The following is a 24,107-nucleotide window of genomic DNA, read 5'->3' on the forward strand; positions in this document are numbered from 1 at the left end:
CGGAACGTGGCCGGAAGCCATCTCTCCGCGGCGCTGATACCCTGGTAGCCCGTGGACCGGTGGGTACGAAACCCCCGAACCGCAGCGACGGCACCCCCGGAAACCCGGAGGCCGGCCGTACCGCATGACAGACCGCGACCACGGGAGCACCCTCTTGGCCATGCCGCCGAAATCTACGACGACCAAGCACATCTTCGTCACCGGGGGTGTCGCCTCCTCGCTCGGCAAGGGCCTCACCGCCTCCAGCCTGGGCATGCTGCTCAAGGCCCGCGGCCTGCGTGTGGTGATGCAGAAGCTCGACCCGTACCTGAACGTCGACCCGGGCACGATGAACCCCTTCCAGCACGGTGAGGTGTTCGTCACCAACGACGGTGCCGAGACCGACCTGGACATCGGCCACTACGAGCGTTTCCTCGACCGCGACCTGGACGGCTCCGCCAACGTCACCACAGGTCAGGTCTATTCGACGGTGATCGCCAAAGAACGGCGTGGCGAGTACCTGGGCGACACCGTCCAGGTCATCCCGCACATCACCAACGAGATCAAGCACCGCATCCGCCGGATGGCCACCGACGAGGTGGACGTCGTCATCACCGAGGTCGGCGGCACGGTCGGCGACATCGAGTCCCTGCCGTTCCTGGAGACGGTCCGCCAGGTCCGTCACGAGGTCGGCCGCGACAACGTGTTCGTGGTGCACATCTCGCTCCTTCCGTACATCGGCCCGTCGGGCGAGCTGAAGACCAAGCCCACCCAGCACTCGGTGGCCGCGCTGCGCAACATCGGCATCCAGCCGGACGCGATCGTGCTGCGCTGCGACCGCGAGGTGCCCACCGCCATCAAGCGCAAGATCTCGCTGATGTGCGACGTCGACGAGGCGGCCGTGGTCGCCTGTCCGGACGCCCGCTCGATCTACGACATCCCGAAGACCGTGCACGGCGAGGGCCTGGACGCCTACGTCGTCCGCAAGCTGGACCTGCCGTTCCGGGACGTGGACTGGCGGACCTGGGACGACCTGCTGGACCGCGTCCACAACCCCGACCACGAGATCACCCTCGCGCTGGTCGGCAAGTACATCGACCTGCCCGACGCCTACCTCTCGGTCACCGAGGCGCTGCGCGCCGGCGGGTTCGCCAACAAGGCCCGCGTCACGATCAAGTGGGTCACGTCGGACGACTGCAGGACCCCGGCCGGCGCGGCCGCGCAGCTCGGTGACGTCGACGGCATCTGCATCCCCGGCGGCTTCGGCGACCGCGGTGTGCTCGGCAAGGTCGGCGCCATCAAGTACGCCCGCGAGAACCGGATCCCGCTGCTCGGCCTCTGCCTCGGCCTGCAGTGCATCGTGATCGAGGCCGCGCGCAACCTGGCCGACATCCCGGACGCCAACTCGACCGAGTTCGACTCCGCCACCGGCCACCCGGTGATCTCCACCATGGCCGAGCAGCTGGACATCGTGGCCGGCGAGGGCGACATGGGCGGCACCATGCGGCTGGGCATGTACCCGGCCAAGCTGGCCGAGGGCTCGATCGTGCGCGAGGTGTACGACGGCAAGGAGTACGTCGAGGAGCGCCACCGGCACCGCTACGAGGTGAACAACGCCTACCGCGCGGAGCTGGAGAAGAAGGCCGGCATCCAGTTCTCCGGCACCTCCCCGGACGGCAAGCTCGTCGAGTACGTCGAGTACCCGCGCGACGTCCACCCGTACCTGGTCGCCACCCAGGCGCACCCGGAGCTGCGGTCCCGCCCGACCCGCCCGCACCCGCTGTTCGCGGGCCTGGTGAAGGCCGCGGTCGCGCGTCAGCAGGACCCCGCCGGGCAGGAGAATGCGAAGTAACACACCGGTTGTACGGTGGCCGGGGCGCATCCCCTCAACGGCATGCACCCCGGTTTTCTTCTCCGCACGCGGAAGGCGGCACGGCATGACCATCAAGGACACTCCCGAGGAGTGGGAGATCCGGGCGACGGAGACCCCCTTCGTGGGCAACAAGACCTCCGTCCGCACGGACGAGGTGGTCATGCCCGACGGTTCGGTCGTCCGCCGTGACTACCAGGTCCACCCCGGCTCGGTCGCCGTCCTCGCCCTCGACGAGGAGGACCGGGTGCTGCTCATCCGCCAGTACCGGCACCCGGTGCGGCACAAGCTCTGGGAGATCCCGGCCGGTCTGCTCGACGTCCCCGGCGAGAACCCGCTGCACGCGGCCCAGCGCGAGCTGTACGAGGAGGCGCACGTCAAGGCCGAGGACTGGCGGGTGCTGACCGACCTCTACACCACCCCGGGCGGCTGCGACGAGGCGGTGCGGATCTTCCTCGCCCGTGACCTGTCCGAGGCCGAGGGCGAGCGTTTCGCGACCGAGCACGAGGAGATCGACCTGGAGTACGCGCGCGTGCCGGTCGACGAGCTGGTGCGCCTGGTGCTCGCCGGCGACGTGCACAACAACTGCCTGGTGACGGGCGTCCTCTCGCTGGTCGCCGCGCGCACCGGCGACGGACTGGACGCGCTGCGCCCGGCCGACGCGCCCTGGCCGGCCCGCCCCTTCGCCGCCTGAACCCCCACCGCGGGTGTGCTGATGTGACCATCGCCTGATCCGATCGGGCGACGTCCCCGCCGCGCTCCGCCCGGAACGTCCGTGCACGTGAACTAGGCTCGACGCGATTGAGCCGAGAGGCCCGAACCGGAGTCCCGGCGGGCATTGCGTGTGCGGTGGGACGGGAGTGTGGCCCGTGACGGATCAGGTGGTGGACACAGGCGGCGCGCGGGTGCCGGCGCCGACGGCCACGGAAGACGAATTCCTGGGCCGTACAAGGGAGTTGAAGGAACTGCGCGCCGACATCGAGCGCGCGGGCCTGGACACCATCGCCGGCCGCAAGGCCCCGCGTGCCCGGGTCCTGCTCATCGCGGGCAGACCCGGATCCGGCCGCACCGCCCTCGCCGCGGAACTCGTCCGCCAGGTCGCCGCCGACTACCCCGACGGCGTGCTGCGCGCCCGCCTCACCGAACCCGACGGCACCGCGGTCCCCGTGGAACGCACCGCCCGCGAACTCCTCACCGCGCTGCGCCTGCCCACCCCGGCCGGCGCCGCCGAGGACGACCTCACGCACGCCCTGCGCACCGCCCTCGCCGGGCGCCGGATGCTCCTCCTCCTCGACGACGCGCCCGGCGCCGACCACGTCGACGCGCTGCTCCCGGACAACTCCGACTGCCTGGCCGTCGCCGTCTCCGGCGGCCCGCTCACCGGGATCTCCGACGTCCGCCCGTGCACCCTCGGCGGCCTGGACACCAAGTCGGGCGTGGAACTCCTGGCCCGGTACACCGGCTCGGTCCGGGTCACCGTCGACCCGCGGTCCGCCGAGGCGCTGGCCGAGGTGTGCCAGGGACAGCCCGCCGCGCTCACCCTGGCCGGCGGCTGGCTGGCGGCCCATCCCCAGGTGACCGTCTCCGATCTCGCCAAACGGCTGCACGCCGACCCGGAGGACGTCACCGCGCTCGCCCGCGTCTTCCGCTTCGTCCACGGCGACCTGCCCGCCCAGACCGCCCGGACACTGCGACTCCTCTCGCTGGCCCCGGCCGGTCTGGTGGACCCGCACACCGCCTCGGCCCTGGCGGGCTGCTCGGTGGACACCGCCCGCGCCGCCCTGGACGAGCTGGTCCGCCTCGGCATGCTCCGCCCGCTGCTCACCTCGCTGCCCCAGTACGAGGTCCCCGGCTGTCTGCACCCGCTGCTCCGCGGCCTGGCCGAGACCCAGGAGCGTGCCGGAGAACTCCAGCTGGCCCGGGCCCGGATGCTGGAGCGGACGGTACGGCTGCTCCAGTCCTGCCGGGCGATCACCGAGACGGACAACCCGCAGGCCCGCGAGAAGCTCCAGGGCCTGCACCGCGAGCTGCGCTTCCCCACCCCGCGGGCCGCCGCCGACTGGCTGCGGATCCGGCGCCCCGCCCTGCTCGCCGCGGCCCGCGCGGCGGTCGCCGACGGCGAGCTGGACACCCTGGCCCGCCGGCTGATGTCCCAGCTGGTCAAGGCCATGGCGGCGCACTTCGGCACCCAGGCCGCCGCGCCCGACCTGTACGGCATCCACCGGCTGGTGCTCGACGTGGCGGAGCGCCGGCACCTGCCCCGCGAGCAGGCCGCCGCGCTGCTGAACCTGGCCGACCTGGACGCGCAGACCGGGCGCACCAAGGACGCGCTGGTGCGATATCGGTCGGCTTTGACCGCCGGACGCAGTGCAAATGACCCGTACGCAACCGGTCGCGCAATGGAATCCGTAGGTGGCGCGTATCAGGAGCTGGGCGACTACGACCGGGCCGCCGACTGGTTCGGCCGCGCCCTCGCCGAGCGCCTGGCCCGCGACGAGCGCGCCGAGGCCGCCCGGCTCTACGGCCGCATCGCCGGCGCGCACACCTACGCGGGCCGCTACGGCGAGGCGCTGCGGGCCTGGCGGGCCGCCGTCTCCGGACACCGCAAGAACGGCGATGTGGCCGCCCAGGCAAGGGCGTTGAGCGAGCTGGCCCGCGTCCAGGAGTACGCCGGCCGGCCCGCGGAGTCGCTGCGCACCTGTCAGGAGGCGGTCGAGTGGGCGCGCCGCGCCGAGGACACCCGGCTCCAGGCGGCGCTCCAGCTGCGGCTGGCGGACACGCTGGAGCGCCTCGGCGACTCCACCGCCGCGAGCCTGCACCGCTCGGCCGCCGAGCGCATGCTGGGTGAGGAGCCCCTCGGCCAGGACTCCAGCCCGGAACAGGGAGATAACGCCTGCGAAATCCGTAGCGGGTCCGGCGAAGATTGATGCAATGAAAGGCTAGACAGCCGGAACGCCTTCATTAAACTGGCTCTGCCGCCGGTTCTCCTGCGGTGTCTCCTGGTGTGTTCCTCCATGCCGGGTATGTGCTGTTGTGCCCCCACACCCTCTGAGCCAAGGACCGTGATCGACGTGAAGGTCGGCATCCCCCGCGAGGTCAAGAACAACGAGTTCCGGGTGGCCATCACCCCCGCCGGTGTGCACGAGCTGGTGCGCCACGGCCACCAGGTCGTCATCGAGCGCGGCGCCGGTGTCGGCTCGTCGATCCCGGACGACGAGTACGTCGCCGCCGGCGGACGGATCCTGGACACGGCGGACGAGGTGTGGGCCACCGCCGACCTGCTGCTGAAGGTCAAGGAGCCGATCGCGGAGGAGTACCACCGCCTCCGCAAGGACCAGACGCTCTTCACCTACCTGCACCTGGCCGCGTCCAGGGAGTGCACCGACGCCCTCCTGGAGTCCGGCACCACCGCCATCGCCTACGAGACCGTCGAGCTGCCGAGCCGCGCCCTGCCGCTGCTCGCCCCGATGTCCGAGGTCGCGGGCCGGCTCGCGCCGCAGGTCGGCGCCTACCACCTGATGCGCGCGGCCGGCGGCCGCGGCGTCCTGCCCGGCGGTGTCCCGGGCGTGCTGCCCGCCAAGGCCGTCGTCATCGGCGGCGGTGTCTCCGGCTGGAACGCCGTGCAGATCGCCATCGGCATGGGCTTCGACGTGACCCTGCTCGACCGCGACATCAACAAGCTGCGCGAGGCCGACAAGATCTTCGGCACCAAGGTCAAGGCCGTCATGTCCAACTCCTTCGAGCTGGAGAAGGCCTGCCTGGAGGCCGACCTGGTGATCGGCGCGGTGCTCATCCCGGGCGCCAAGGCCCCGAAGCTGGTCACCAACGAGCTGGTCTCCCGCATGAAGCCGGGAAGTGTCCTTGTCGACATCGCGATCGACCAGGGCGGCTGCTTCGAGGACTCCCGGCCCACCACGCACGCCGACCCGACCTTCCGGATCCACGAGTCGGTCTTCTACTGCGTCGCCAACATGCCCGGCGCGGTGCCCAACACCTCGACCTACGCGCTCACGAACGCCACGCTGCCCTACATCGTGTCGCTCGCGGACAACGGCTGGGTCGAGGCGCTGCGCCGCGACGCCGCGCTCGCCAAGGGCCTCAACACGCACGACGGCAAGGTCGTCTACCGCGAGGTCGCCGAGGCCCACGGCCTGGACCACGTCGAGCTCGACACGCTGCTGGACTGAGCCGTCGCACCGAGGCGGTGACCAAGTCACCTTTTCGTAAAGGCGATACGTCAACAAGCGGCGTCAACCGCGCCCATCCGGCCGGACCTTGCGGACAAGGTCCGGCCGGATGTGTGTATGGTCACTTTGCGACGCTCGGTCAACTCGCCTCGAACGTAACCCTTCGACCGATTCGCGCACCGGTGAAACCTGCTGTGCGACGGCCGTACGCCCTTGACAGCGAGATGTTTCATTGCCGACACATCCTGCCGGGTCCGGCGGATTGTGTTGCTGCGGACGCCCGACACGCCATAGAGTCGCCGACTGTCGGCATGGTGCCACGCTGACCTGTCTAGAAGTTTCCTGGTCACCAAGGAGGTAAGACGACTTGTGAATGAGTCGACATTTTCTCCCGGGGGTGGTCAACCAGGAATGCCGGTGAGGGACCAGGGTCCCGCGGGGTTCGAGGCTGTCGGCTCCGTCGCGGTGCGCACCTTCGCAGCCCATCAGAGTTCGCTGACCACGCGGACAGCACACCAGAGCATGGATGGCCATCACGTGAACGCCATGGCCGGCGACGGAAGTGGCGCGCCCCACAGCCGGTTCGCCGACTACGACGAACTGCCCGAGGGGCACTTCTACGACCCCGACGCCGAGTACGAGCCCGATCCCGAGTACGCGGCCACGCTCGCGCCCGACGCCGCCCGCCAGCGTCGTGAGCGCATCGGCCCGACCGGCCGCCCGCTGCCCTACTTCCCGATCCCGGGTCCGCTGACCGATCACGGCCCCGCGAAGATCATCGCGATGTGCAACCAGAAGGGCGGCGTCGGCAAGACCACGTCGACCATCAACCTGGGTGCCGCGCTCGCGGAGTACGGCCGGCGGGTCCTGCTCGTCGACTTCGACCCGCAGGGCGCGCTCTCGGTCGGCCTGGGCGTCAACCCGATGGAGCTCGACCTCACCGTCTACAACCTGCTCATGGAGCGGGGCATGGCGGCGGACGAGGTGCTCCTGAAGACGGCGGTCCCCAACATGGACCTGCTGCCCTCCAACATCGACCTGTCGGCCGCCGAGGTCCAGCTGGTCTCCGAGGTCGCGCGGGAGTCGACGCTCCAGCGCGCCCTGAAGCCGCTGCTGCCCGACTACGACTACATCGTGATCGACTGTCAGCCCTCGCTCGGCCTGCTCACGGTCAACGCGCTGACGGCCGCTCACAAGGTGATCGTGCCGCTGGAGTGCGAGTTCTTCGCCCTGCGCGGTGTCGCGCTGCTGACCGAGACCATCGAGAAGGTCCAGGAGCGGCTCAACCCGGAGCTGGAGCTCGACGGCATCCTCGCCACCATGTACGACTCCCGCACCGTGCACAGCCGTGAGGTGCTCGCGCGGGTCGTCGAGGCCTTCGACGACCACGTCTACCACACGGTCATCGGCCGCACGGTCCGCTTCCCGGAGACCACGGTCGCCGGTGAGCCGATCACCACGTACGCCTCCAACTCCGTCGGTGCGGCCGCCTACCGTCAGCTCGCCAGGGAGGTGCTCGCCCGGTGTCACGCCGAGTGAGTCTGCCGGGGGCCGACGAACTGTTCCGTACGACCGGGGGCATGGCGCTGCAGCCGTCCACCCCCAGGCGCCCGGCCAACGGCGAGGCCCGGGTGCCGGCCCCAGGGGGTCCCGCGGAGAGCGAGGACGCGGCCACCGAGGGTGCCGCTGACGCGCCGCACGCGGTGCCGGTGCAGGGTGGTGACGGCGAGGGCGCGGAGCACGTGGCGGCGGACGCCGAGCCGGCCGATGCCAGGGAGTCCCGCAACCACGCCCCGTCGCCCGCCGGGCCCGCGGTGACGGTCACGCCGTCCGCCGACCGGACCGGGCGGCGGCAGGCGGCGCAGGAAGGTTCTGGCGCCGCCGCCGAGCAGGCCCAGCCCCGCAAGCGCGGCGGCCGGGCCCCCGCGCGGCGGCCGAGCGGCCGGGAACGGCACGACGAGAAGATCACCGTCTACGTCTCCGCCGAGGAACTGATGGACCTGGAGCACGCGCGTCTGGTGCTCCGCGGCGAGCACGGACTGGCCGTGGACCGCGGCCGGATCGTCCGCGAGGCGGTCGCCGTGGTCCTGGCCGACCTGGAGTCCCGCGGGGACGCGAGCATTCTCGTACGACGGCTGCGCGGCCGGTAGAGGTAGCCTGCGGGGGCCATGACCTCGACCGACGCTCCCGTTCCCGGCCACTCCGGTGGCCGTCGGCGTGCGCTGGGACGGGGACCGGGCACGGCGCCCCCGACCGCTTCCGAGACCGCCGAACCGCGGTCGGCACCAGGGCCCGCGGCGGCCGGGCCGGAGCCCGTCGCGGCGGATCCGGAGTCCGTTCAGGCCGCGCCCGAGTCCGTGGCGGCGGAGCCGGTGCCGGTGCCCGCCAGGGCCGTCCCGGAGGCCGAGGTGGCGGAGCCGGCGACCGGTCCGGCGGAGCCGGAAGCCGCGGTGGCCCTGTCCGAGCCGGCCGCGGCGGAGCCGGGGTCCGGGCCGGACCCCGTGGCGGACGGTGTCTTCAAGGTCCGGCTGGCCAACTTCGAGGGCCCCTTCGACCTCCTCCTCCAGCTGATCTCCAAGCACAAGATGGACGTCACCGAGGTCGCGCTCTCCAAGGTCACCGACGAGTTCATGACGCACATCCGGGCCATGGGGCCGGACTGGGACCTCGACCAGACGACCGAGTTCCTCGTCGTCGCCGCCACCCTCCTCGACCTCAAGGCCGCCCGGCTGCTGCCCGCCGCCGAGGTCGAGGACGAGGCCGACCTCGCGCTCCTCGAAGCCCGCGACCTGCTCTTCGCGCGGCTGTTGCAGTACCGCGCGTACAAGCAGATCGCCGACATCCTCAATAGCCGCCTGGACGAGGAGGCGCGCCGCTGGCCCCGCACCGTCGGCCTGGAGCCGCACCTGGCCGAGCTGTTGCCCGAGGTCGTCATCAGCATCGGCCCGGAGGGGTTCGCCAGGCTCGCGGTCAAGGCGATGCAGCCCCGGCCCAAGCCGCAGGTGTACGTCGACCACATCCACGCACCGCTGGTCAGCGTGCAGGAGCAGGCCCAGATCGTGGTGGCCCGGCTGCGGGAACTGGGCGAGGCGGACTTCCGGTCCCTCGTCGCGGACACCGACGACACCCTCACCGTCGTGGCCCGGTTCCTGGCCCTGCTGGAGCTGTACCGGGAGAAGGCCGTCGCCCTGGACCAGGAGACCGCGCTGGGCGACCTGATCGTGCGGTGGACGGGCGGGGACGCGGGGTCCCGGCCGATGGTGACCGACGAGTTCGACCGGCCGCCGGAGCCGCCCAAGGAGGACAAGGCGTGAGCGAGGACACCTCAGAGCTGCCGGCCGGGCTGCGCCCGGTCGCCGAACTCGACCTCAAGCCGGCCCTGGAGGCCGTCCTGATGGTGGTGGACGAGCCCGCCACCGCCGAGCACCTGGCGAAGATCCTGGAGCGGCCGCGGCAGACGATCACCAAGGCGCTGCGGGCCCTGGCCGAGGAGTACACCGCGCAGGGCCGGGGCTTCGAGCTGCGGTTCGTCGCGGGCGGCTGGCGTTTCTACACCCGGGGCGAGTTCGCGCCCGCCGTGGAACGGCTGGTCCTGGAGGGCCAGACGGCCCGGCTGACGCAGGCCGCGCTGGAGACCCTGGCGGTCGTCGCCTACCGCCAGCCGGTGAGCCGCAGCCGCGTCTCGGCCGTCCGCGGAGTCAACTGCGACGGCGTCATGCGCACCCTGCTCCAGCGCGGTCTGGTCGAGGAGGCGGGCGCGGAACCCGAAACAGGTGCGATCCTGTACAGGACGACGAACTACTTCCTGGAGCGGATGGGCCTGCGCGGCCTGGACGAGCTCCCGGAACTCGCGCCCTTCCTCCCGGAGGCGGAGGCGATCGAGGCCGAGACCCAGGAGGGTGTGCCGTCGTTCGATCCGGACGCTCCGGATTCCGAGGACGCAGACGACAAGACGGAACTTTGATGCGAAGCAGCAGCGGCAGGAACAGCAGCGGAAACAACGGCGGGAGCCGTGGTGGCAACAGCGGCGGCCGCGGCGGGAGCAGCGGTGGCCGCGGTGACTACCGCGGCGCCGGCAACGCCCGCGACGACAAGCAGGGCGGGCGTCCGAAGAAGCCGCGCCCGGAGGAGCGGCGCTACGACGTGGGCCCCGGCGCCACCCAGGACGGCCCCAAGTCGGGCCGCGGCGCCTCGGCGCGCGGCGGCGCCAAGGGCGGCCCCCGGCAGGGTCAGGGCACCGGCCGGGGCCGTACGGCCCCGGCGAGTTCCCGCGAGTACGACGCCCGGGCCGAGGAGCGCAACCGGGAGCGGTACGCCGGCAAGCCGGACGTGAAGCTCCCCAAGACCTTTCCGGGCGCCGAGCAGGAGGGCGAGCGGCTGCAGAAGGTGCTGGCCCGCGCGGGCTACGGCTCCCGGCGCGCCTGCGAGGAGCTGATCGAGCAGGCCCGGGTCGAGGTGAACGGCGAGATCGTCCTGGAGCAGGGCAAGCGGGTCGACCCGGAGAACGACGAGGTCCGCGTCGACGGCCTGACCGTGGCCACGCAGTCGTACCAGTTCTTCTCGCTGAACAAGCCGGCCGGTGTGGTCTCCACCATGGAGGACCCGGACGGGCGGCAGTGCCTGGGCGACTACGTCACCAACCGGGAGACCCGGCTCTTCCACGTGGGGCGTCTGGACACCGAGACCGAGGGCGTCATCCTGCTCACCAACCACGGCGAGCTGGCGCACCGGCTGACCCACCCCAGGTACGGCGTGAAGAAGACCTACCTCGCGCACATCGTGGGTCCCATCCCGCGCGACCTGGGCAAGCGGCTCAAGGACGGCATCCAGCTGGAGGACGGGTACGCGCGCGCGGACCACTTCCGGGTCGTCGAGCAGACCGGCAAGAACTACCTGGTCGAGGTCACCCTGCACGAGGGCCGCAAGCACATCGTGCGGCGCATGCTGGCCGAGGCCGGGTTCCCGGTCGACAAGCTGGTGCGGGTGTCCTTCGGACCGATCACCCTCGGCGACCAGAAGTCGGGCTGGCTGCGCCGCCTGTCCAACACCGAGGTCGGGATGCTCATGAAGGAAGTCGACCTCTAGAAGGCCCTGAGCGATTCCCTGACGGCCGGTTCCGTGTGCGACGGGACCGGCCGTCGTCGTTCCCGTGAACGGGCCCTCAGCGGCCGCTGAGGGCCTTGCGTGTCCGGCCGCGCCTATTTATAGTCGTGGAGACTATTAGTGGGAGTGGCCAGAAGAGAAGGGGGGTGGACGGGTCCGTGCAGGACTACGACAAGCACGCCTACGAACCCTTCGCCGTCACCGTCGACCTCGCCGTCCTCACCCTCCGCGCGGGGGCCCTGCACGTGCTGCTGGTCGAGCGCGGGCAGGAACCGTACGCCGGACAGTGGGCGCTGCCGGGCGGCTTCGTGCTGCCCAGGGAGTCGGCCGAGACGGCGGCCCGGCGCGAACTCGCCGAGGAGACCGGTCTTTCGGACGTGTCGGGGCTGCACCTGGAGCAACTGCGCACCTACAGCGCGCCGGACCGCGACCCGAGGATGCGGGTCGTCTCCGTCGCCTTCACCGCGCTGCTGCCCGACGCGCCCGAACCGCGCGGCGGCGGGGACGCGGCCCAGGCCCGCTGGCTGCCGTACGACCCGGCGAGACCGCTCGCCTTCGACCACGAGCGGATCCTGGCCGACGGCCACGAACGCCTCGGCGCGAAGCTGGAGTACAGCTCGCTGGCCACCGCCTTCTGCCCGCCCGAGTTCACCCTCGGCGAGCTGCAGAACGTCTACGAGACCGTGTGGGGCGTCGCGCTGGACCGCCCCAACTTCCGCCGCAAGGTGCTCGCCACGCCCGGGTTCCTCGAACCGGTGCCCGGTGCCGCCCGGCTCACCGGCGGCCGGGGCAAGCCCGCCGCGCTGTACCGCGCGGGCACCGCCGCCGCGCTCCACCCGCCCCTGCTCCGCCCCTCCCGGGAAGGACGCCCCGCATGACCACGAACCCCGCCCGCAAGCGTGCCGCCGTCGGCTCCCTGACCGGTCTCGCCCTCGGGGACGCGCTCGGTTTCCCGACCGAGTTCAACGACGTGCCCTCGATCCTCGCCAAGTGCGGTCCGTGGCGGGAGATGGAGCTGCCCGCGCGGGCCTTCGTCTCCGACGACACGCAGATGACCCTCGCGGTCGGACGAGGGCTGCGCACCGCCATGGACCGAGGGTATCTCGCGCCGAAGCGGCTGGAACGGCCGCTGCGCGAGGAGTTCGTGGACTGGTACCAGTCGCCCGAGAACAACCGGGCGCCCGGCCGGACCTGTCTGCGTGCCTGCGGCCTGCTGAAGGAGGAGGGCCGGGCCTGGCAGGACGCCAGCCAGGTCGACTCCAAGGGGTGCGGCGCCAACATGCGGGTCGCACCGGTCGGGCTCGCGCCCGGACTCACCGACGAACAGCGCGCCGGCGCGGCCCAGTTGCAGTCCGCCCTCACCCACGGCCACCCCACCGCGCTGGCCGCCAGCGACCTCACCGCGCACGCCGTACGGCTGCTGGCCACCGGAACCGAACCGGCCGCGCTGATCGGCCGGTTGCGGTCGTACGCGCTCGACAACCGCACCCACTACCACCAGACCTGGCTCGGCGACCTGTGGACCCGCAGCCACGACGCGACGCCCGAGGCGTTCGTCGCGCGCGGCTGGGACGAGTGCCTGGCCATCCTCGAACGGCTCCAGGAGGCCGTGCGGACCGCCTCCCCGGAGGCCGACCCGTGCCTGGCCACCGGCGCCGGCTGGATCGCCGAGGAGGCCCTCGCGACCGGCCTGCTGTGCTTCCTGCTCTTCCCCGACGAGCCGGTGACGGCCTTGCGCCGGGCCGCCTGCTCCTCCGGCGACTCGGACTCCATCGCCTGCCTGACCGGCGCCTTCGCGGGCGCCTGGCTGGGCGCCGACGCCTGGCCCGCCGCCTGGGCCGACCGGATCGAGTACCGGGAGGAGCTGCTGGCCCTCGGCACGCTCTGGGACGCCTGACCCCATGACCGACGCCCTGTCCCCGGCCCTCGACCTGACCTAGGTCGGCGACGGGCAGCAGGTGGGCGCCCCGGAGGTCGACGTCCGAGTCCCGGGACGGGAAGCCGTACAGGTGGGCGCCGGAGACGGTCGCGAACAGCACGGGATGGGGCCGCTCCGTGACCCGTGGACGCGCGACGGCGTCGAGACGGACCCGGTCACCCACGACCCGCGCAGGTTCGTCCGCCTGATGCCGCGCCGCAACGGCTACGTGCTGGAGCAGCTTCTGTCACCGCTCGTCGCTGACGTGCGGCGGGCGGCGAAGAGGAAGGCTGCCACGCGGGCGTGGTCCGGCTCCGCCGGGAGCGGGCTGCCGCCCAGTGCCCGTTCGGTCTCCGTGGCGAGCCGGGCCATCCGGGCCTCGACCTCCGGCCAGGAGACCTCGCCGCGCTTCACCGCCAGCAACTCCTCGCGCCGGTCGCCGACGTCGATCGTCAGCTCGCCGGTGCGCAGCAGGTCGCGGGCGCTCGCCAGCAGCCGGAGCAGGTGCATCGCGTGCTTCCAGCGCGGGGCGCCGTGCACGCGGACGTCCGCGTCGAGCTTGCGGCGCTGGCCGAGGGCGTAGCGGGTGAAGGTGGCGTACGCCTGCCGGGAGAGGAAGGCGCCGCGCAGGGCGAGCAGTTCGCGGCCGGTGTCGTCGATGTGCTCGACCAGGGGCGAGTGCAGGCACTCCAGGATGTTCGGATCGGCCCGCAGCGCCAGCTCGCAGAACCGCTCCAGCTCCCAGGAGAACTGCTCCTCGCCCGGCCCCTCCACGTGCGTCGGCGGTTTCTCGAAGCGCCAGAACAGGGGCGTGGGGGCGAGGAACACGCCCCGGCGGTCGGTGTCGCTGCCCTCCGTCGCCAGTCCGAAGGCGCGCGACCCCATGACGCAGGTGTAGACGGTGTGGTCGCGTACCAGGTCCTCGGGCTGCATGCCGGGGAGCGTACGCGGACGGTCACGCCAGGGTGATCGAATTTCCGCTCACCGTGATGGACTCGGCGGGCAGCGGCCGGGTGGCCGGGCCGTGCGCCACCGAGCCGTCGGCGATGTGGAACCTGCTGCCGTGGCAGGGGCAGTCGATGGTGCCGTCCGCCACCTGCGCGACCGTGCAGCCCTCGTGGGTGCAGATCGCCGAGAAGGCCTTGAACTCGCCCTTCGTCGGCTGCGTCACCACGACCTTCTGGTCCTTGAAGATCATGCCGCCGCCCTCGGGGATCTGGCTGGTCTGCGCCAGCGCCTTCCCGCCGGGCGCGCTCGCCGACGCCGGGGCCGACTCGGCGGCGGAGGCCGACGCGGAGGAGCTGGAGGAACTGCCGTTGTTGCTGCCGCATCCCACGCAGCACACCGCGAGCGCCGACGCGCCCGTCGTGAGCATCGTGCGGCGGGTGGATCCGTCGGTCATGTCGTCACTCCGAACGTGCGGAAGAACCGGGAGGCGGACGCCAGGGAGTCGCTCCGAGCGGAGCAGCAGCATCTTGGCACTGAAAACACCCAGGACGAAGCAACCGGGTAGGGAGTGCCGCAAAACACCCTTTCCGTACACCCGACAGCCCAACGGGCCCCGAGTAGCGGGACGCGGCGAATGGGCCGACATTGACCTGGGGGTCCGCCGACGTCCGCGGACGTCGCCCCGACGACTCCGAAAGGCATGGTCATGGCAGGCGACGATCTGGAAAGGATGCTCGGCAGCCTCCTGGGCGGCGAAGGCGGGGACGCACGGCTCCTGAGCGCGCTGATCGGGTTCCTCAGCCACGGCCAGGGCGGCGGTTCGCTGGGCGCCCTCCTCGACGGGCTGGCCAGGACCGGCCCCACCGCCCGGCCCGGCCACGAGGACGGGACACCGCGGGCCCGCGCCGACGGCCTGGTCGGCCAGGACTCCGGGTGAGCGGCCGTCTCAGCGGGCGGGCTCCGCGCACCGGCCCGGCGGTGGGCTGACTAGGCTGGACGTACGGGAAGACGACGTCAGAACAGGAGCAGCGCCGTGGCGGTACGAGCGGTCCGGGGGGCCGTCCAGCTGGAGCGGGACGAGGCCGGTCACATGGACGAGCAGGTCGGAGCGTTGCTCACCGCCGTCCTGGAGCGGAACGGGCTGAGCGCCGACGACCTGATCAGCATCTGGTTCACGGCCACGCCCGACCTGCACAGCGACTTCCCGGCGGCCGCCGCGCGCAAGCTCGGCATCGTCGACGTCCCCCTGATCTGCGCGCAGGAACTCGACATCGAGGGCGCCATGCCCCGGGTCGTACGGATCCTCGCGCACATCGAGTCCGAACGGCCCCGCACCGAGATCAACCACGTCTACCTCGGCGCCGCGGCCGCCCTGCGCAAGGACATCGCCCAGTGAGGACCGCGCTCGTCATCGGTACCGGTCTCATCGGTACGTCCGCCGCCCTCGCCCTCTCCCGGCGGGGCGTCGTCGTCCATCTGGCCGACCACGACCCCGAGCAGGCCAGGACGGCGGCCGCGCTCGGCGCCGGCACCGACCAGCCCCCGGCCGGCCCCGTCGACCTGGCGATCGTCGCCGCCCCGCCCGCCCACGTGGCCGCCGTCCTCGCCGACGCGATGGGCAGAGGTCTGGCCCGCGGCTACGTCGACGTGGCCAGCGTCAAGGGCGGACCGCGCCGCGAGCTGGAGGCACGGGGCCTGGACCTGGCGTCGTACATCGGGACGCACCCCATGTCCGGCCGGGAGAAGTCCGGGCCGCTGGCGGCCACCGCCGACCTCTTCGAAGGCCGCCCCTGGGTGCTCACCCCGACCCGGGACACCGACACCGAGGTGCTCAACCTCGCCCTCGAACTGGTCTCGCACTGCAGTGCCGTACCGGTCGTCATGGACGCCGACGCCCACGACCGCGCGGTCGCCCTCGTCTCCCACATGCCCCACCTGGTCTCCAGCATGGTCGCGGCCCGGCTGGAGCACGCCGAGGAGGCGGCCGTGCGGCTGTGCGGGCAGGGCATCCGGGACGTGACCCGGATCGCCGCCTCCGACCCCGCGATGTGGATCGACATCCTCTCCGCCAACCCCGGCCCGGTCGCCGACCTGCTCGCCGACGTCTCCGCCGACCTGGACGAGACCGTGCGCGCGCTGCGGGCCCTGCAGTCCTCGGACGATGCCAAGCGGCACGAGGGCGGCACCGGCATCGAGGACCTGCTGCGGCGCGGCAACGCCGGCCAGGTCCGGGTGCCGGGCAAGCACGGGTCCGCGCCGCGCGCCTACGAGGTCGTGGCGGTCCTCATCGACGACCAGCCCGGCCAGCTCGGCAAGATCTTCGCGGACGCCGGCGCGGCCGGGGTCAACATCGAGGACGTGCGCATCGAGCACGCGACCGGACAGCAGGCCGGGCACGTCCAGATCTGGGTGGAGCCCAAGGCGGTGCCGGTGCTCACGGCGGCCCTGCGGGACCGCGGCTGGGCGCTGCGGCAATAGGCTGAATCAGGCGGTCGCGGGGGCCGGTAACCTTGTGCGGGGCGCGCGGAGCCCCGCACACCACCCACCACCCCGCACCCGGAAGGTGTCCCCCCGTGGAAAACGGCGCCGTAAAGCCCGTGATTGTCGCGATCGACGGCCCCTCGGGCACCGGCAAGTCGAGCACGTCCAGGGCCGTGGCCGCCCAGCTCGGCCTCAGCTACCTGGACACCGGTGCCCAGTACCGGGCGATCACCTGGTGGATGGTGACCAACGGCATCGACCTCACCGACCCGACCGCCATCGCCGCGGTCGCCGGCAAGCCGGAGATCGTCTCCGGGACCGACCCGTCCCACCCGACGATCACCGTCGACGGCGTGGACGTCGCCGGCCCGATCCGCACCGAGGAGGTCACCTCCAAGGTCAGCGCGGTCAGCGCGGTCCCGGAGGTGCGCACCCGGATCAGTGAGCTGCAGCGGACGCTGGCCACCGGCACCGAGACCGGGATCGTCGTCGAGGGCCGCGACATCGGCACGACCGTGCTGCCCGACGCCGACCTGAAGGTCTTCCTCACCGCGTCCCCCGAGGCCCGCGCGGCCCGGCGCAGCGGTGAACTCAAGGGCGCCGACGTCAACGCCACCCGCGAGGCCCTGGTCAAGCGGGACGCGGCGGACTCCAGCCGCAAGACCTCGCCGCTCGCCAAGGCGGACGACGCGGTCGAGGTGGACACCACCGAGCTGACGCTGGCCCAGGTCATCGAGTGCGTCGTCACCCTCGTCGAGGAGAAGCGGGCGGGGAAGTGAGCGGTCCGTCGAACCCCTCGCAGCGGGGTGCCGAGGTGGGCCGGCGCATCGGCGTCGGCCTCATGTACGGGCTGTGGAAGCCGCGCGTGCTGGGCGCCTGGCGGATGCCGGCGCACGGCCCGGTGATCCTCGCCGTGAACCACTCCCACAACATCGACGGCCCGATGGTCATGGGCGTCTCGCCCCGGCCGACGCACTTCCTGATCAAGAAGGAGGCGTTCGTCGGCCCGCTGGACCCGTTCCTGAACCGGATCGGCCAGCTGAAGGTGGACCGGCGGTCCACCGACCGCACGGCGGTCACCCGCGCGCTCGGCGTGCTGGCGGACGGGGGAGTGCTCGGCATATTCCCCGAGGGCAGCCGGGGCGAGGGCGACTTCGCCTCGCTGCGCGCGGGCCTCGCCTACTTCGCGGTGCGCTCCGGGGCGCCGATCGTGCCCGTGGCCGTGCTGGGAAGCGCGGAGCGGCGCGGACGGCTGGTCAAGGGCCTGCCGCCGCTGCGGGCCCGGGTCGACGTCGTCTTCGGCGAGCCCTTCGAAGCGGGCGACGGCAGCGGCCGGCGCACCCGCAGCGCCCTGGACCAGGCCACCGAGCGCATTCAGAAGCAGCTGACCAGCCACCTGGAAAACGCCAGGCGCCAGATCGGACGCTAGGCGACACTTGAGTAGTGGATCAGCCCGATAGGGGAAGGTCCACCGATCACCACGATGAACGACGAGGTACGGACTTCATGAACGACCAGATCCAGCCCGGCGACTCGGCTGAGCACGAGTACGACCACGGGGCACTCGGCGACGCCGAGTACGCGGAGTTCATGGAGCTCGCCGCCGAGGAGGGCTTCGCCGCCGAGGACGTCGAGGGTGCCATCGAGGCGGCGGGCCACGGCCCGCTGCCGGTGCTCGCCGTCGTCGGCCGCCCGAACGTCGGCAAGTCGACCCTGGTGAACCGCATCATCGGCCGTCGCGAGGCCGTCGTCGAGGACAAGCCCGGCGTCACCCGCGACCGGGTCACCTACGAGGCCGAGTGGGCCGGCCGCCGCTTCAAGGTCGTCGACACCGGCGGCTGGGAGCAGGACGTCCTCGGCATCGACGCCTCCGTGGCGGCGCAGGCCGAGTACGCGATCGAGGCGGCCGACGCGGTCGTCTTCGTCGTGGACGCCAAGGTCGGCGCGACCGACACCGACGAGGCGGTCGTACGACTGCTGCGCAAGGCCGGCAAGCCGGTGGTGCTGGCGGCCAACAAGGTCGACGGGCCCAGCGGCGAGGCCGACGCGTCCTACCTGTGGTCCCTCGGCCTCGGCGAACCGCACCCGGTCTCCGCCCTCCACGGCCGCGGCACCGGCGACATGCTCGACGCCGTCCTGGAGGCGCTGCCGGAGGCGCCCCAGCAGACCTTCGGCACCGCGGTGGGCGGCCCGCGCCGGATCGCGCTCATCGGACGGCCGAACGTCGGCAAGTCCTCCCTCCTGAACAAGGTGGCGGGCGAGGAGCGGGTCGTCGTCAACGAACTCGCCGGCACCACCCGCGACCCGGTCGACGAGCTCATCGAACTCGGCGGGATCACCTGGAAGTTCGTCGACACCGCGGGCATCCGCAAGCGGGTCCACCTCCAGCAGGGCGCCGACTACTACGCCTCGCTGCGCACCGCGGCCGCCGTCGAGAAGGCCGAGGTGGCGGTCATCCTGATCGACGCCTCCGAGAACATCTCGGTCCAGGACCAGCGGATCGTGACCATGGCCGTCGAGGCGGGCCGCGCGATCGTCGTCGCCTTCAACAAGTGGGACACCCTCGACGAGGAGCGCCGCTACTACCTCGAACGCGAGATCGAGACCGAGCTGGGCCAGGTCGCCTGGGCACCCCGGGTCAACGTCTCCGCGCAGACCGGCCGCCACATGGAGAAGCTGGTCCCCGCCATCGAGACCGCCCTCGCCGGCTGGGAGACCCGCGTCCCCACCGGCCGCCTGAACGCCTTCCTCGGCGAGCTGGTCGCGGCCCACCCGCACCCGGTCCGCGGCGGCAAGCAGCCCCGCATCCTGTTCGGCACCCAGGCCGGCACCAAGCCGCCGCGGTTCGTCCTCTTCGCCTCCGGCTTCATCGAGGCGGGCTACCGGCGCTTCATCGAACGCCGGCTGCGCGAGGAGTTCGGTTTCGAAGGGACGCCGATCCACATCTCCGTGCGGGTGCGCGAGAAGCGCGGCAAGAAGAAGTAGACGCACGAATGAGGGGCGGCCACCGTCATCGGTGGCCGCCCCTCGGGCATCTGCGTCACTGGCCCCGGCGCGGACCGGGCGGCAGCGCCGCCGGCACCGGATGCATCCCGGTCTCCTGGGACCGTCCGAGCGGCCCGATCCGCTGCCACTGCGGCGGCTGCGGCTGGTCACCGCCGTTGCGGGCGCTGTAGGCGCCCGCGCTGTACGCGCTGTAGGAGTTTCCTCCGTACATCCCGAGGCCGTAGGTGCCGGTGCTGAACGGGGTCGTCCCGAAGGCGACGAAGCCCATCTCCTCCTCACCGCTGCGGTCGCCCGGCAGCGTTCGGAAGCTCTTGACCCACTCCGCGTAGAGCGAGTCGTAGATCGGCGTGGCCGAGAGGGAGCCCAGGCTCTCCTGTCCCGTCCGGGCGGACGGAACGGCGGAGAAGGACGGCCGGCGGGGCGGAAGGTCGTATGCGTGCACGTATGTCCAAACGACCGGGTCACCAAAGGGATGCGGCTCGCCCGCGCCGCGTTGGCGGGCGGTCGACCGCGCGACCAGCCATGACGCGCCCCCGGCCGCCGGTCCGGTGAAGGGCGGCGGCCTCGGGGCGGTCCTCAGACCCCCGCGAGGGGCAGCGCCGCCGCCACCAGCTTGCCGTTCGCCGCGGCCTTGTCGAGCGCGTCGCGCAGCAGGTCCTCGCGGGGCTGCCGGCCGATCGACCCGACCGGCGCCGCGAACATCAGCACCTGCTGGTGCTTGTTGGCGGCCGCCCGCCAGCCGTCGGTCACCTGCAGCGGCTGGTGCGCCTGCCACCAGGCCACCGGCTGACCGCCGTTGGTGCCCGGCTGGAGCACCGCGTGCAGCTGGCCCACCGCCAGCAGCACCGACCAGCCGTGCAGCACCGGCGGCACCGCGGCCAGCGCCGTCAGCGGCATGAAGCCCTGCTCGATGAGGAGCGGCAGGAAGTCGTCGCCCACCCCGTCCGTGCCAGGCCGCACGATGGGCGAGGTCGGCTCGACGACGAGCGCGGGGTGCAGCTCACCGGCGATCAGTACCAGTCCGCTGGTGACACCGAGCACCGCCTGCTCGGGCACGGACTTCCGCGGCCCGCCGGGCGCGCTGTCGCCGCTGATCGAGCGGACCGCGCCCTGCAACTGCTCCTCGGTGACCTGGACGACCTGCGAGGGCAGGCAGCCCGCGTGGGCGAAGGCGAGGACGGCGGTCTCGTCACCGATGAACAGGACGGTGCTGGTGCGCTCCTGTTCGGAGTCGCCCGGGGTGCGGCAGGACGTGCAGTCGTAACTGCCTGGGGCGTTGTCTCCGGCGAGCAGCCGGTCGGCTTCTTCGTCGCCGATCTCGGCGCGTACCTCGTCGCTGACGTCGAGCATGCGCGGCACGGTGGCTCCCTCGGGATGCGGTACGTGAAGGCCCGGGCGGATCCCGGTCCGTGAGCCCCTGGGGGTTGCGGGCTCATGAAGAAGACAACGGGTGATCTGTGGTGGTGGTCACGCCCCCGGGGGATCGGGATCCAACCATCCATCGCACTGGGTCACCCGGCGTGCGGAAATCGGCACGCTCCGTCAACTAGGCGCACGCCAAGAGAGTTTGAGGCGGTGAAGTGGGTCACAGATCCATCGATCGCATGGTCGACACATCATGAAATCAGGGTATGTAGTGGGTGTCCGGAATTCGCCGCTACCTTCGGTAACGTGGAACTGGCCTGGCTCGACAGGGAGTTGGTTGATTCCGGACGTTCCCGCTCTCTAGATTCCTCCGCCGTGTGCAACGAGCACCGCTCGGGTACGTCCGCCGGCCGGCACCAGGAAGAGCACCGTCACGGTGCCGGCCGCGGCGGACGGGGCGGCCGCGACGAACCGCGTCCATCGCGGGGACCGCGTCCCGCCTGGGGGATCCCGGGTACGTGGAGAGGGATATACATGTCCGAGTGTGCCGATACCACCCGTGAGACCGTCGACCGCAGCGGTTCCCGCAGGGGCCGTACGACGGCGGCCCTGGCCGGAGCGGCGCTGCTCGCCCCGCTGGGCCTGCTGGCCGCGACCGGCAACGCCGCGGCGGCGGACAACGGGGTGTGGGACCGCATCGCCCAGTGCGAGAGCGGCGGCAACTGGCACATCAACACCCACAACGGCTACTTCGGCGGACTGCAGTTCTCCGCCTCCACCTGGCGCGCGTACGGCGGCTCCGCCTACGCGTCGACGGCCGACCAGGCCTCCAGGGAAGCGCAGATAGCCGTCGCCACCAGGGTCCAGCAGGCCCAGGGCTGGGGGGCGTGGCCGGTCTGCTCGGCGCGGGCCGGAGCGACCGGTTCGGCGCCCGAGGGGGCCTCCGCGACCACGAGGAGCCGCACCGAGCCGGCGACCCGCTCCACCGGCGGATCGGCCACCCGGCAGAGCACCGGGTCGGCCCCCGCGCACAAGGAGGCGCGGCGCCCGGCAACCCGCACCGGCCGTGACGCGGCCCGGGGCGACTACACCGTCCGCGAGGGCGACACCCTGAGCCGGATCGCCGAGCGGCACGGCACCACCTGGCAACGCCTGTACGCCGCCAATGAGGACGTCATCGGCGGCGACCCGAACCTCATCGTGCCCGGGCAGCGCCTCGCGCTCTGACGCACCTCCCGCCCCGCACCGCCACGCCCCGCCCGGCTCCGACCGGGCGGGGCGCGGCGCGTGGTGAGGGCGGTTCGCGCGCCCGGACGGCGTCGAGTTCGCGGCGCCGCCACACCGGCCCGGAGCCGGGCCGCCAAGGGGGGGTTCTGTGCCGAAGCGGTGAATCTCTTATGCGGTGTCAGCTCGCGCGGCGGCCCGGGGAATCGGAATGGAATGCGCCCGGCCGAGCGCACCGGGTCCCGGCTTCCGGTTCTTTCCGGCGCGCTTTTCGGAAGACCTTACCGGCGCCGGGGAATTGCGTGCGAATGAGCCGAGAAGACGTACTGAACCGCTCGAACGTGTGACGGAGTTCGATCGAAACGCGTGTCGTGATTCTGTGACAGAAGCGTGACCGGGGAGGGACGTCGGACGTCGCGGCCGTTCTCGGCTTCCGTCGCCGCCGGAAGCCGCCTAGCGTGGCCGTATGGCACCGAATCCGGCTCCGGCGCAGGAGCCCCAGGACAGCCCGCAGGGATACGTAGGCCTCGACGCGGGCGACGCGGAACGGCTCGCCCGGCAGCGGGGGTGGCCTACGGTCCGCGCGCTGCCACCGGGCGCGATCATCACCATGGAGTACCGGGCGGGGCGGCTCAACTTCGAGGTGCGCGACGGCGTCGTGGCGCGCGCCTGGAAGGGCTGACCCCGCGACGGCGAAGGCCCCGGTTCCCGCAGGGGGAACCGGGGCCTTCGGTGCGTGCGGGCCGGCTGTGCGTACCGGGTGCCCGCGCGCGGGTCGGCCGGGGCGTCAGCCGCCCGTCAGCGGGCGGGCCGGCTGGGCGGCGCCGCCGCGCGGCTGACGCTCGGGGTGCGGCGGCCGGCGGCTGCCGGCCGGGGTGACCGGGGTGCGCTCCGAGCGGGCCGTGTGCGGGCCCGGCGCCAGATGGATCGGGGTCCGGGGCGAGCGGACCGGGGAGACCGGCTCGCGCTCCGGAGCGGGCGCGTCCTCGGCGGCCGCCGCACGCGGCTTGAGCACCACCGGTGAGACGGGCACGGGCACGGGCACGGGCGCGGGGGCCGTGCGGCCGCGGCCGGCGCGCCAGCGGTCGCGCAGGTCGAAGATCCAAGTCTCGGCGCGCGCGATGAACGGCTCGCACCACGGCAGCGCCAGCAGGATCAGCAGTCCGGCGGCCCAGCCCAGCAGTACGTCGCTCAGCCAGTGCGTACCGAGGTAGACGGTGGACATGCCCACCCCGAGCGAGGTGACCGCGGAAGCGGCGGAGAGCCAGCGGCGGGCCCTGGGGGTGGAGGCCAGATATGCCAGAATTCCCCAGGTCACCACCGCGTTGGCGGTGTGTCCGCTGGGAAATATATCGCCGCCCAGGCCCATCTCGTTCGAGCCGATCACGGTCGCGTAGTGCGGTCCGAGGCGTCCCATGCCGAGCTTGGCGGCGCCGACCGTGATGTTGAGCAGCAGCAGCGAGGCACCGAGGGTCAGCAGCGGGCGCAGGGTGTGCTGGCGCCAGGAGCGCCAGCCCAGCCAGGACGCGACCATCACGGCGGTCGGGCCGCGCTGGCCGAGGACCACGTAGTAGTCGACGAACCAGTGGATCTCCGACCACTGCTGGTACGGCCGGAAGAACATGACCAGCCAGTCGAGCCGGACCAGCCAGGACGTGATCACGACGGCCCACACGATCGCCAGGTAGAAGGCGAGGGTCGCGGTGAACAACACGACCCGGTGCCGGCTCATCCTCGGCACATCGATGTGGGCCGGTCGTTCCGGCTCACGGTCCAGTCTGGCGAACACCCGGTCCAGACGGGTGAGGTTTCGTTCGGTACGCACCCAATCGACGTTACAGCGAGTGAGCTCTGTTCCCGGTCGAAACAGCGGCTTTGTGATGACGATGTGATGTGGGAAACCTCTCAGGAGGTCTCCGAATTCTAAGGATTCCGTAATCCGCGGCGTGCCCGGCCTTCAATTCCTTTGATCATGCCGGGCGGCCGTTTTATGGCACTTATGAATTCGTTAACCAAAGCGTGGCGT

General features: G+C 72.1%; 24 protein-coding genes and 3 pseudogenes. 20 read left to right on the top strand and 7 right to left on the bottom strand.

Annotated features, from left to right (window positions below):
* Positions 1–160: 160 nt before the first annotated feature.
* The 11 genes from ACIRQ9_RS26780 to ACIRQ9_RS26830 all read left to right on the top strand — a co-directional run bounded on the left by ACIRQ9_RS26780 (position 161) and on the right by ACIRQ9_RS26830 (position 13,036).
* A complete protein-coding gene (locus ACIRQ9_RS26780) occupies positions 161–1,831 on the top strand; it encodes a CTP synthase (protein ID WP_404178502.1) in 1,671 nt (556 codons plus the stop codon).
* A gap of 85 nt (positions 1,832–1,916) precedes the next feature.
* Positions 1,917–2,543, top strand: coding sequence for an NUDIX domain-containing protein (locus ACIRQ9_RS26785; protein WP_404178505.1), 627 nt, complete (start codon positions 1,917–1,919; stop codon positions 2,541–2,543).
* 175 nt (positions 2,544–2,718) lie between these two features.
* Positions 2,719–4,776, top strand: coding sequence for a tetratricopeptide repeat protein (locus tag ACIRQ9_RS26790; RefSeq protein WP_404178508.1), 2,058 nt, complete (start codon positions 2,719–2,721; stop codon positions 4,774–4,776).
* A 144-nt stretch (positions 4,777–4,920) separates the two neighbouring features.
* Positions 4,921–6,036, top strand: coding sequence for an alanine dehydrogenase (ald, locus tag ACIRQ9_RS26795; protein WP_404178929.1), 1,116 nt, complete (start codon positions 4,921–4,923; stop codon positions 6,034–6,036).
* Between the two features lie 411 nt (positions 6,037–6,447).
* Positions 6,448–7,575, top strand: a complete 1,128-nt coding sequence (locus ACIRQ9_RS26800; RefSeq protein ID WP_351936587.1) for a ParA family protein — start codon at positions 6,448–6,450, stop codon at positions 7,573–7,575.
* On the top strand, positions 7,560–8,186 hold the full coding sequence (locus ACIRQ9_RS26805; protein WP_404178512.1) for a hypothetical protein: 627 nt from the start codon (positions 7,560–7,562) through the stop codon (positions 8,184–8,186). Before ACIRQ9_RS26800 ends, ACIRQ9_RS26805 begins: the two co-directional genes overlap by 16 nt.
* Positions 8,187–8,204: 18 nt before the next feature.
* Positions 8,205–9,350 carry a segregation/condensation protein A gene (locus tag ACIRQ9_RS26810; RefSeq protein ID WP_404178515.1) on the top strand — a complete coding sequence of 382 codons (1,146 nt, stop codon included), beginning with the start codon at positions 8,205–8,207 and terminating at the stop codon, positions 9,348–9,350.
* Positions 9,347–10,000, top strand: coding sequence for an SMC-Scp complex subunit ScpB (gene scpB / locus ACIRQ9_RS26815; RefSeq protein WP_404178518.1), 654 nt, complete (start codon positions 9,347–9,349; stop codon positions 9,998–10,000). The genes ACIRQ9_RS26810 and scpB overlap by 4 nt, the downstream gene beginning before the upstream one ends.
* On the top strand, positions 10,000–11,121 hold the full coding sequence (locus tag ACIRQ9_RS26820) for a pseudouridine synthase (RefSeq protein ID WP_404178521.1): 1,122 nt from the start codon (positions 10,000–10,002) through the stop codon (positions 11,119–11,121). The genes scpB and ACIRQ9_RS26820 overlap by 1 nt, the downstream gene beginning before the upstream one ends.
* Before the next feature lie 164 nt (positions 11,122–11,285).
* Entirely contained in the window at positions 11,286–12,017 is a 732-nt protein-coding gene (locus ACIRQ9_RS26825) for an NUDIX hydrolase (RefSeq protein ID WP_404178524.1), read from the top strand.
* Positions 12,014–13,036, top strand: coding sequence for an ADP-ribosylglycohydrolase family protein (locus ACIRQ9_RS26830; RefSeq protein ID WP_404178527.1), 1,023 nt, complete (start codon positions 12,014–12,016; stop codon positions 13,034–13,036). The genes ACIRQ9_RS26825 and ACIRQ9_RS26830 overlap by 4 nt, the downstream gene beginning before the upstream one ends.
* 40 nt (positions 13,037–13,076) lie before the next feature.
* Here ACIRQ9_RS26830 and ACIRQ9_RS26835 read toward each other — a convergent pair.
* Positions 13,077–13,241, bottom strand: a pseudogene (locus ACIRQ9_RS26835) (DNA polymerase beta superfamily protein); the annotation flags it as partial.
* On the opposite strand from ACIRQ9_RS26835, the pseudogene ACIRQ9_RS26840 reads away from it, so the two are divergent.
* A pseudogene (locus ACIRQ9_RS26840) lies at positions 13,203–13,334 on the top strand (DNA polymerase beta superfamily protein); the annotation flags it as partial. The pseudogenes ACIRQ9_RS26835 and ACIRQ9_RS26840 overlap by 39 nt on opposite strands.
* On the opposite strand, the gene ACIRQ9_RS26845 reads toward ACIRQ9_RS26840, so the two are convergent.
* From ACIRQ9_RS26845 to ACIRQ9_RS26855, 3 genes and pseudogenes are all read right to left on the bottom strand, one after another.
* Entirely contained in the window at positions 13,283–13,990 is a 708-nt protein-coding gene (locus ACIRQ9_RS26845; protein ID WP_404178530.1) for a DNA polymerase beta superfamily protein, read from the bottom strand. The pseudogene ACIRQ9_RS26840 and the gene ACIRQ9_RS26845 overlap by 52 nt on opposite strands.
* 22 nt (positions 13,991–14,012) lie before the next feature.
* Entirely contained in the window at positions 14,013–14,459 is a 447-nt protein-coding gene (locus ACIRQ9_RS26850; protein WP_404178932.1) for a Rieske (2Fe-2S) protein, read from the bottom strand.
* An 81-nt stretch (positions 14,460–14,540) separates the two neighbouring features.
* Positions 14,541–14,651 (bottom strand): annotated as a pseudogene (locus tag ACIRQ9_RS26855) (hypothetical protein); the annotation flags it as partial.
* A gap of 60 nt (positions 14,652–14,711) precedes the next feature.
* Between ACIRQ9_RS26855 and ACIRQ9_RS26860 the strand changes: the two are divergent.
* The 6 genes from ACIRQ9_RS26860 to der all read left to right on the top strand — a co-directional run bounded on the left by ACIRQ9_RS26860 (position 14,712) and on the right by der (position 19,471).
* A complete protein-coding gene (locus ACIRQ9_RS26860; protein ID WP_404178533.1) occupies positions 14,712–14,942 on the top strand; it encodes a hypothetical protein in 231 nt (76 codons plus the stop codon).
* 96 nt (positions 14,943–15,038) lie between these two features.
* On the top strand, positions 15,039–15,401 hold the full coding sequence (gene aroH / locus ACIRQ9_RS26865; RefSeq protein ID WP_404178536.1) for a chorismate mutase: 363 nt from the start codon (positions 15,039–15,041) through the stop codon (positions 15,399–15,401).
* Complete coding sequence (locus ACIRQ9_RS26870) at positions 15,398–16,483, top strand: prephenate dehydrogenase (protein ID WP_404178539.1); 1,086 nt, start codon at positions 15,398–15,400, stop codon at positions 16,481–16,483. Before aroH ends, ACIRQ9_RS26870 begins: the two co-directional genes overlap by 4 nt.
* A gap of 95 nt (positions 16,484–16,578) precedes the next feature.
* Positions 16,579–17,265, top strand: coding sequence for a (d)CMP kinase (gene cmk, locus ACIRQ9_RS26875; protein WP_404178542.1), 687 nt, complete (start codon positions 16,579–16,581; stop codon positions 17,263–17,265).
* Positions 17,223–17,915 carry a lysophospholipid acyltransferase family protein gene (locus ACIRQ9_RS26880; RefSeq protein WP_404178545.1) on the top strand — a complete coding sequence of 231 codons (693 nt, stop codon included), beginning with the start codon at positions 17,223–17,225 and terminating at the stop codon, positions 17,913–17,915. Before cmk ends, ACIRQ9_RS26880 begins: the two co-directional genes overlap by 43 nt.
* Positions 17,916–17,992: 77 nt before the next feature.
* Positions 17,993–19,471 (top strand): ribosome biogenesis GTPase Der, encoded by a 1,479-nt coding sequence (der, locus tag ACIRQ9_RS26885; RefSeq protein WP_404178548.1) that lies wholly within the window; start codon positions 17,993–17,995, stop codon positions 19,469–19,471.
* 55 nt (positions 19,472–19,526) lie between these two features.
* Here the strand turns inward: der and ACIRQ9_RS26890 are convergent, their stop codons facing one another.
* Positions 19,527–19,934, bottom strand: coding sequence for a hypothetical protein (locus tag ACIRQ9_RS26890; RefSeq protein ID WP_404178551.1), 408 nt, complete (start codon positions 19,932–19,934; stop codon positions 19,527–19,529).
* Positions 19,935–20,068: 134 nt separating this feature from the next.
* Entirely contained in the window at positions 20,069–20,851 is a 783-nt protein-coding gene (locus ACIRQ9_RS26895; protein ID WP_404178554.1) for a hypothetical protein, read from the bottom strand.
* A 540-nt stretch (positions 20,852–21,391) separates the two neighbouring features.
* On the opposite strand from ACIRQ9_RS26895, the gene ACIRQ9_RS26900 reads away from it, so the two are divergent.
* Together ACIRQ9_RS26900 and ACIRQ9_RS26905 are read left to right on the top strand one after the other, a co-directional pair.
* Positions 21,392–22,084: a transglycosylase family protein gene (locus tag ACIRQ9_RS26900; RefSeq protein WP_404178557.1), complete on the top strand. Its 693-nt coding sequence runs from the start codon at positions 21,392–21,394 to the stop codon at positions 22,082–22,084.
* A 463-nt stretch (positions 22,085–22,547) separates the two neighbouring features.
* Positions 22,548–22,763 (top strand): I78 family peptidase inhibitor, encoded by a 216-nt coding sequence (locus tag ACIRQ9_RS26905; RefSeq protein ID WP_351320682.1) that lies wholly within the window; start codon positions 22,548–22,550, stop codon positions 22,761–22,763.
* 105 nt (positions 22,764–22,868) lie between these two features.
* On the opposite strand, the gene ACIRQ9_RS26910 is transcribed toward ACIRQ9_RS26905, so the two are convergent.
* Positions 22,869–23,906, bottom strand: coding sequence for a phosphatase PAP2 family protein (locus ACIRQ9_RS26910; RefSeq protein ID WP_404178560.1), 1,038 nt, complete (start codon positions 23,904–23,906; stop codon positions 22,869–22,871).
* Between the last annotated feature and the right edge of the window lie 201 nt (positions 23,907–24,107).

The sequence above is a fragment of the Streptomyces sp. NPDC101237 genome, from assembly GCF_044767465.1.
Taxonomy (GTDB): Bacteria; Actinomycetota; Actinomycetes; order Streptomycetales; family Streptomycetaceae; genus Streptomyces; species Streptomyces gramineus.

Bases quoted from the DNA above. Each gene is read 5' to 3' on its own strand.
- ACIRQ9_RS26780 (WP_404178502.1), top strand. From the start codon at position 161: ATGCCGCCGAAATCTACGACGACCAAGCACATCTTCGTCACCGGGGGT.
- ACIRQ9_RS26785 (WP_404178505.1), top strand. From the start codon at position 1,917: ATGACCATCAAGGACACTCCCGAGGAGTGGGAGATCCGGGCGACGGAG.
- ACIRQ9_RS26800 (WP_351936587.1), top strand. From the start codon at position 6,448: ATGCCGGTGAGGGACCAGGGTCCCGCGGGGTTCGAGGCTGTCGGCTCC.
- ACIRQ9_RS26810 (WP_404178515.1), top strand. From the start codon at position 8,205: ATGACCTCGACCGACGCTCCCGTTCCCGGCCACTCCGGTGGCCGTCGG.
- ACIRQ9_RS26820 (WP_404178521.1), top strand. From the start codon at position 10,000: ATGCGAAGCAGCAGCGGCAGGAACAGCAGCGGAAACAACGGCGGGAGC.
- ACIRQ9_RS26830 (WP_404178527.1), top strand. From the start codon at position 12,014: ATGACCACGAACCCCGCCCGCAAGCGTGCCGCCGTCGGCTCCCTGACC.
- ACIRQ9_RS26845 (WP_404178530.1), bottom strand. From the start codon at position 13,990: ATGCAGCCCGAGGACCTGGTACGCGACCACACCGTCTACACCTGCGTC.
- ACIRQ9_RS26850 (WP_404178932.1), bottom strand. From the start codon at position 14,459: ATGACCGACGGATCCACCCGCCGCACGATGCTCACGACGGGCGCGTCG.
- ACIRQ9_RS26860 (WP_404178533.1), top strand. From the start codon at position 14,712: ATGGCAGGCGACGATCTGGAAAGGATGCTCGGCAGCCTCCTGGGCGGC.
- der (WP_404178548.1), top strand. From the start codon at position 17,993: ATGAACGACCAGATCCAGCCCGGCGACTCGGCTGAGCACGAGTACGAC.
- ACIRQ9_RS26900 (WP_404178557.1), top strand. From the start codon at position 21,392: ATGTCCGAGTGTGCCGATACCACCCGTGAGACCGTCGACCGCAGCGGT.
- ACIRQ9_RS26905 (WP_351320682.1), top strand. From the start codon at position 22,548: ATGGCACCGAATCCGGCTCCGGCGCAGGAGCCCCAGGACAGCCCGCAG.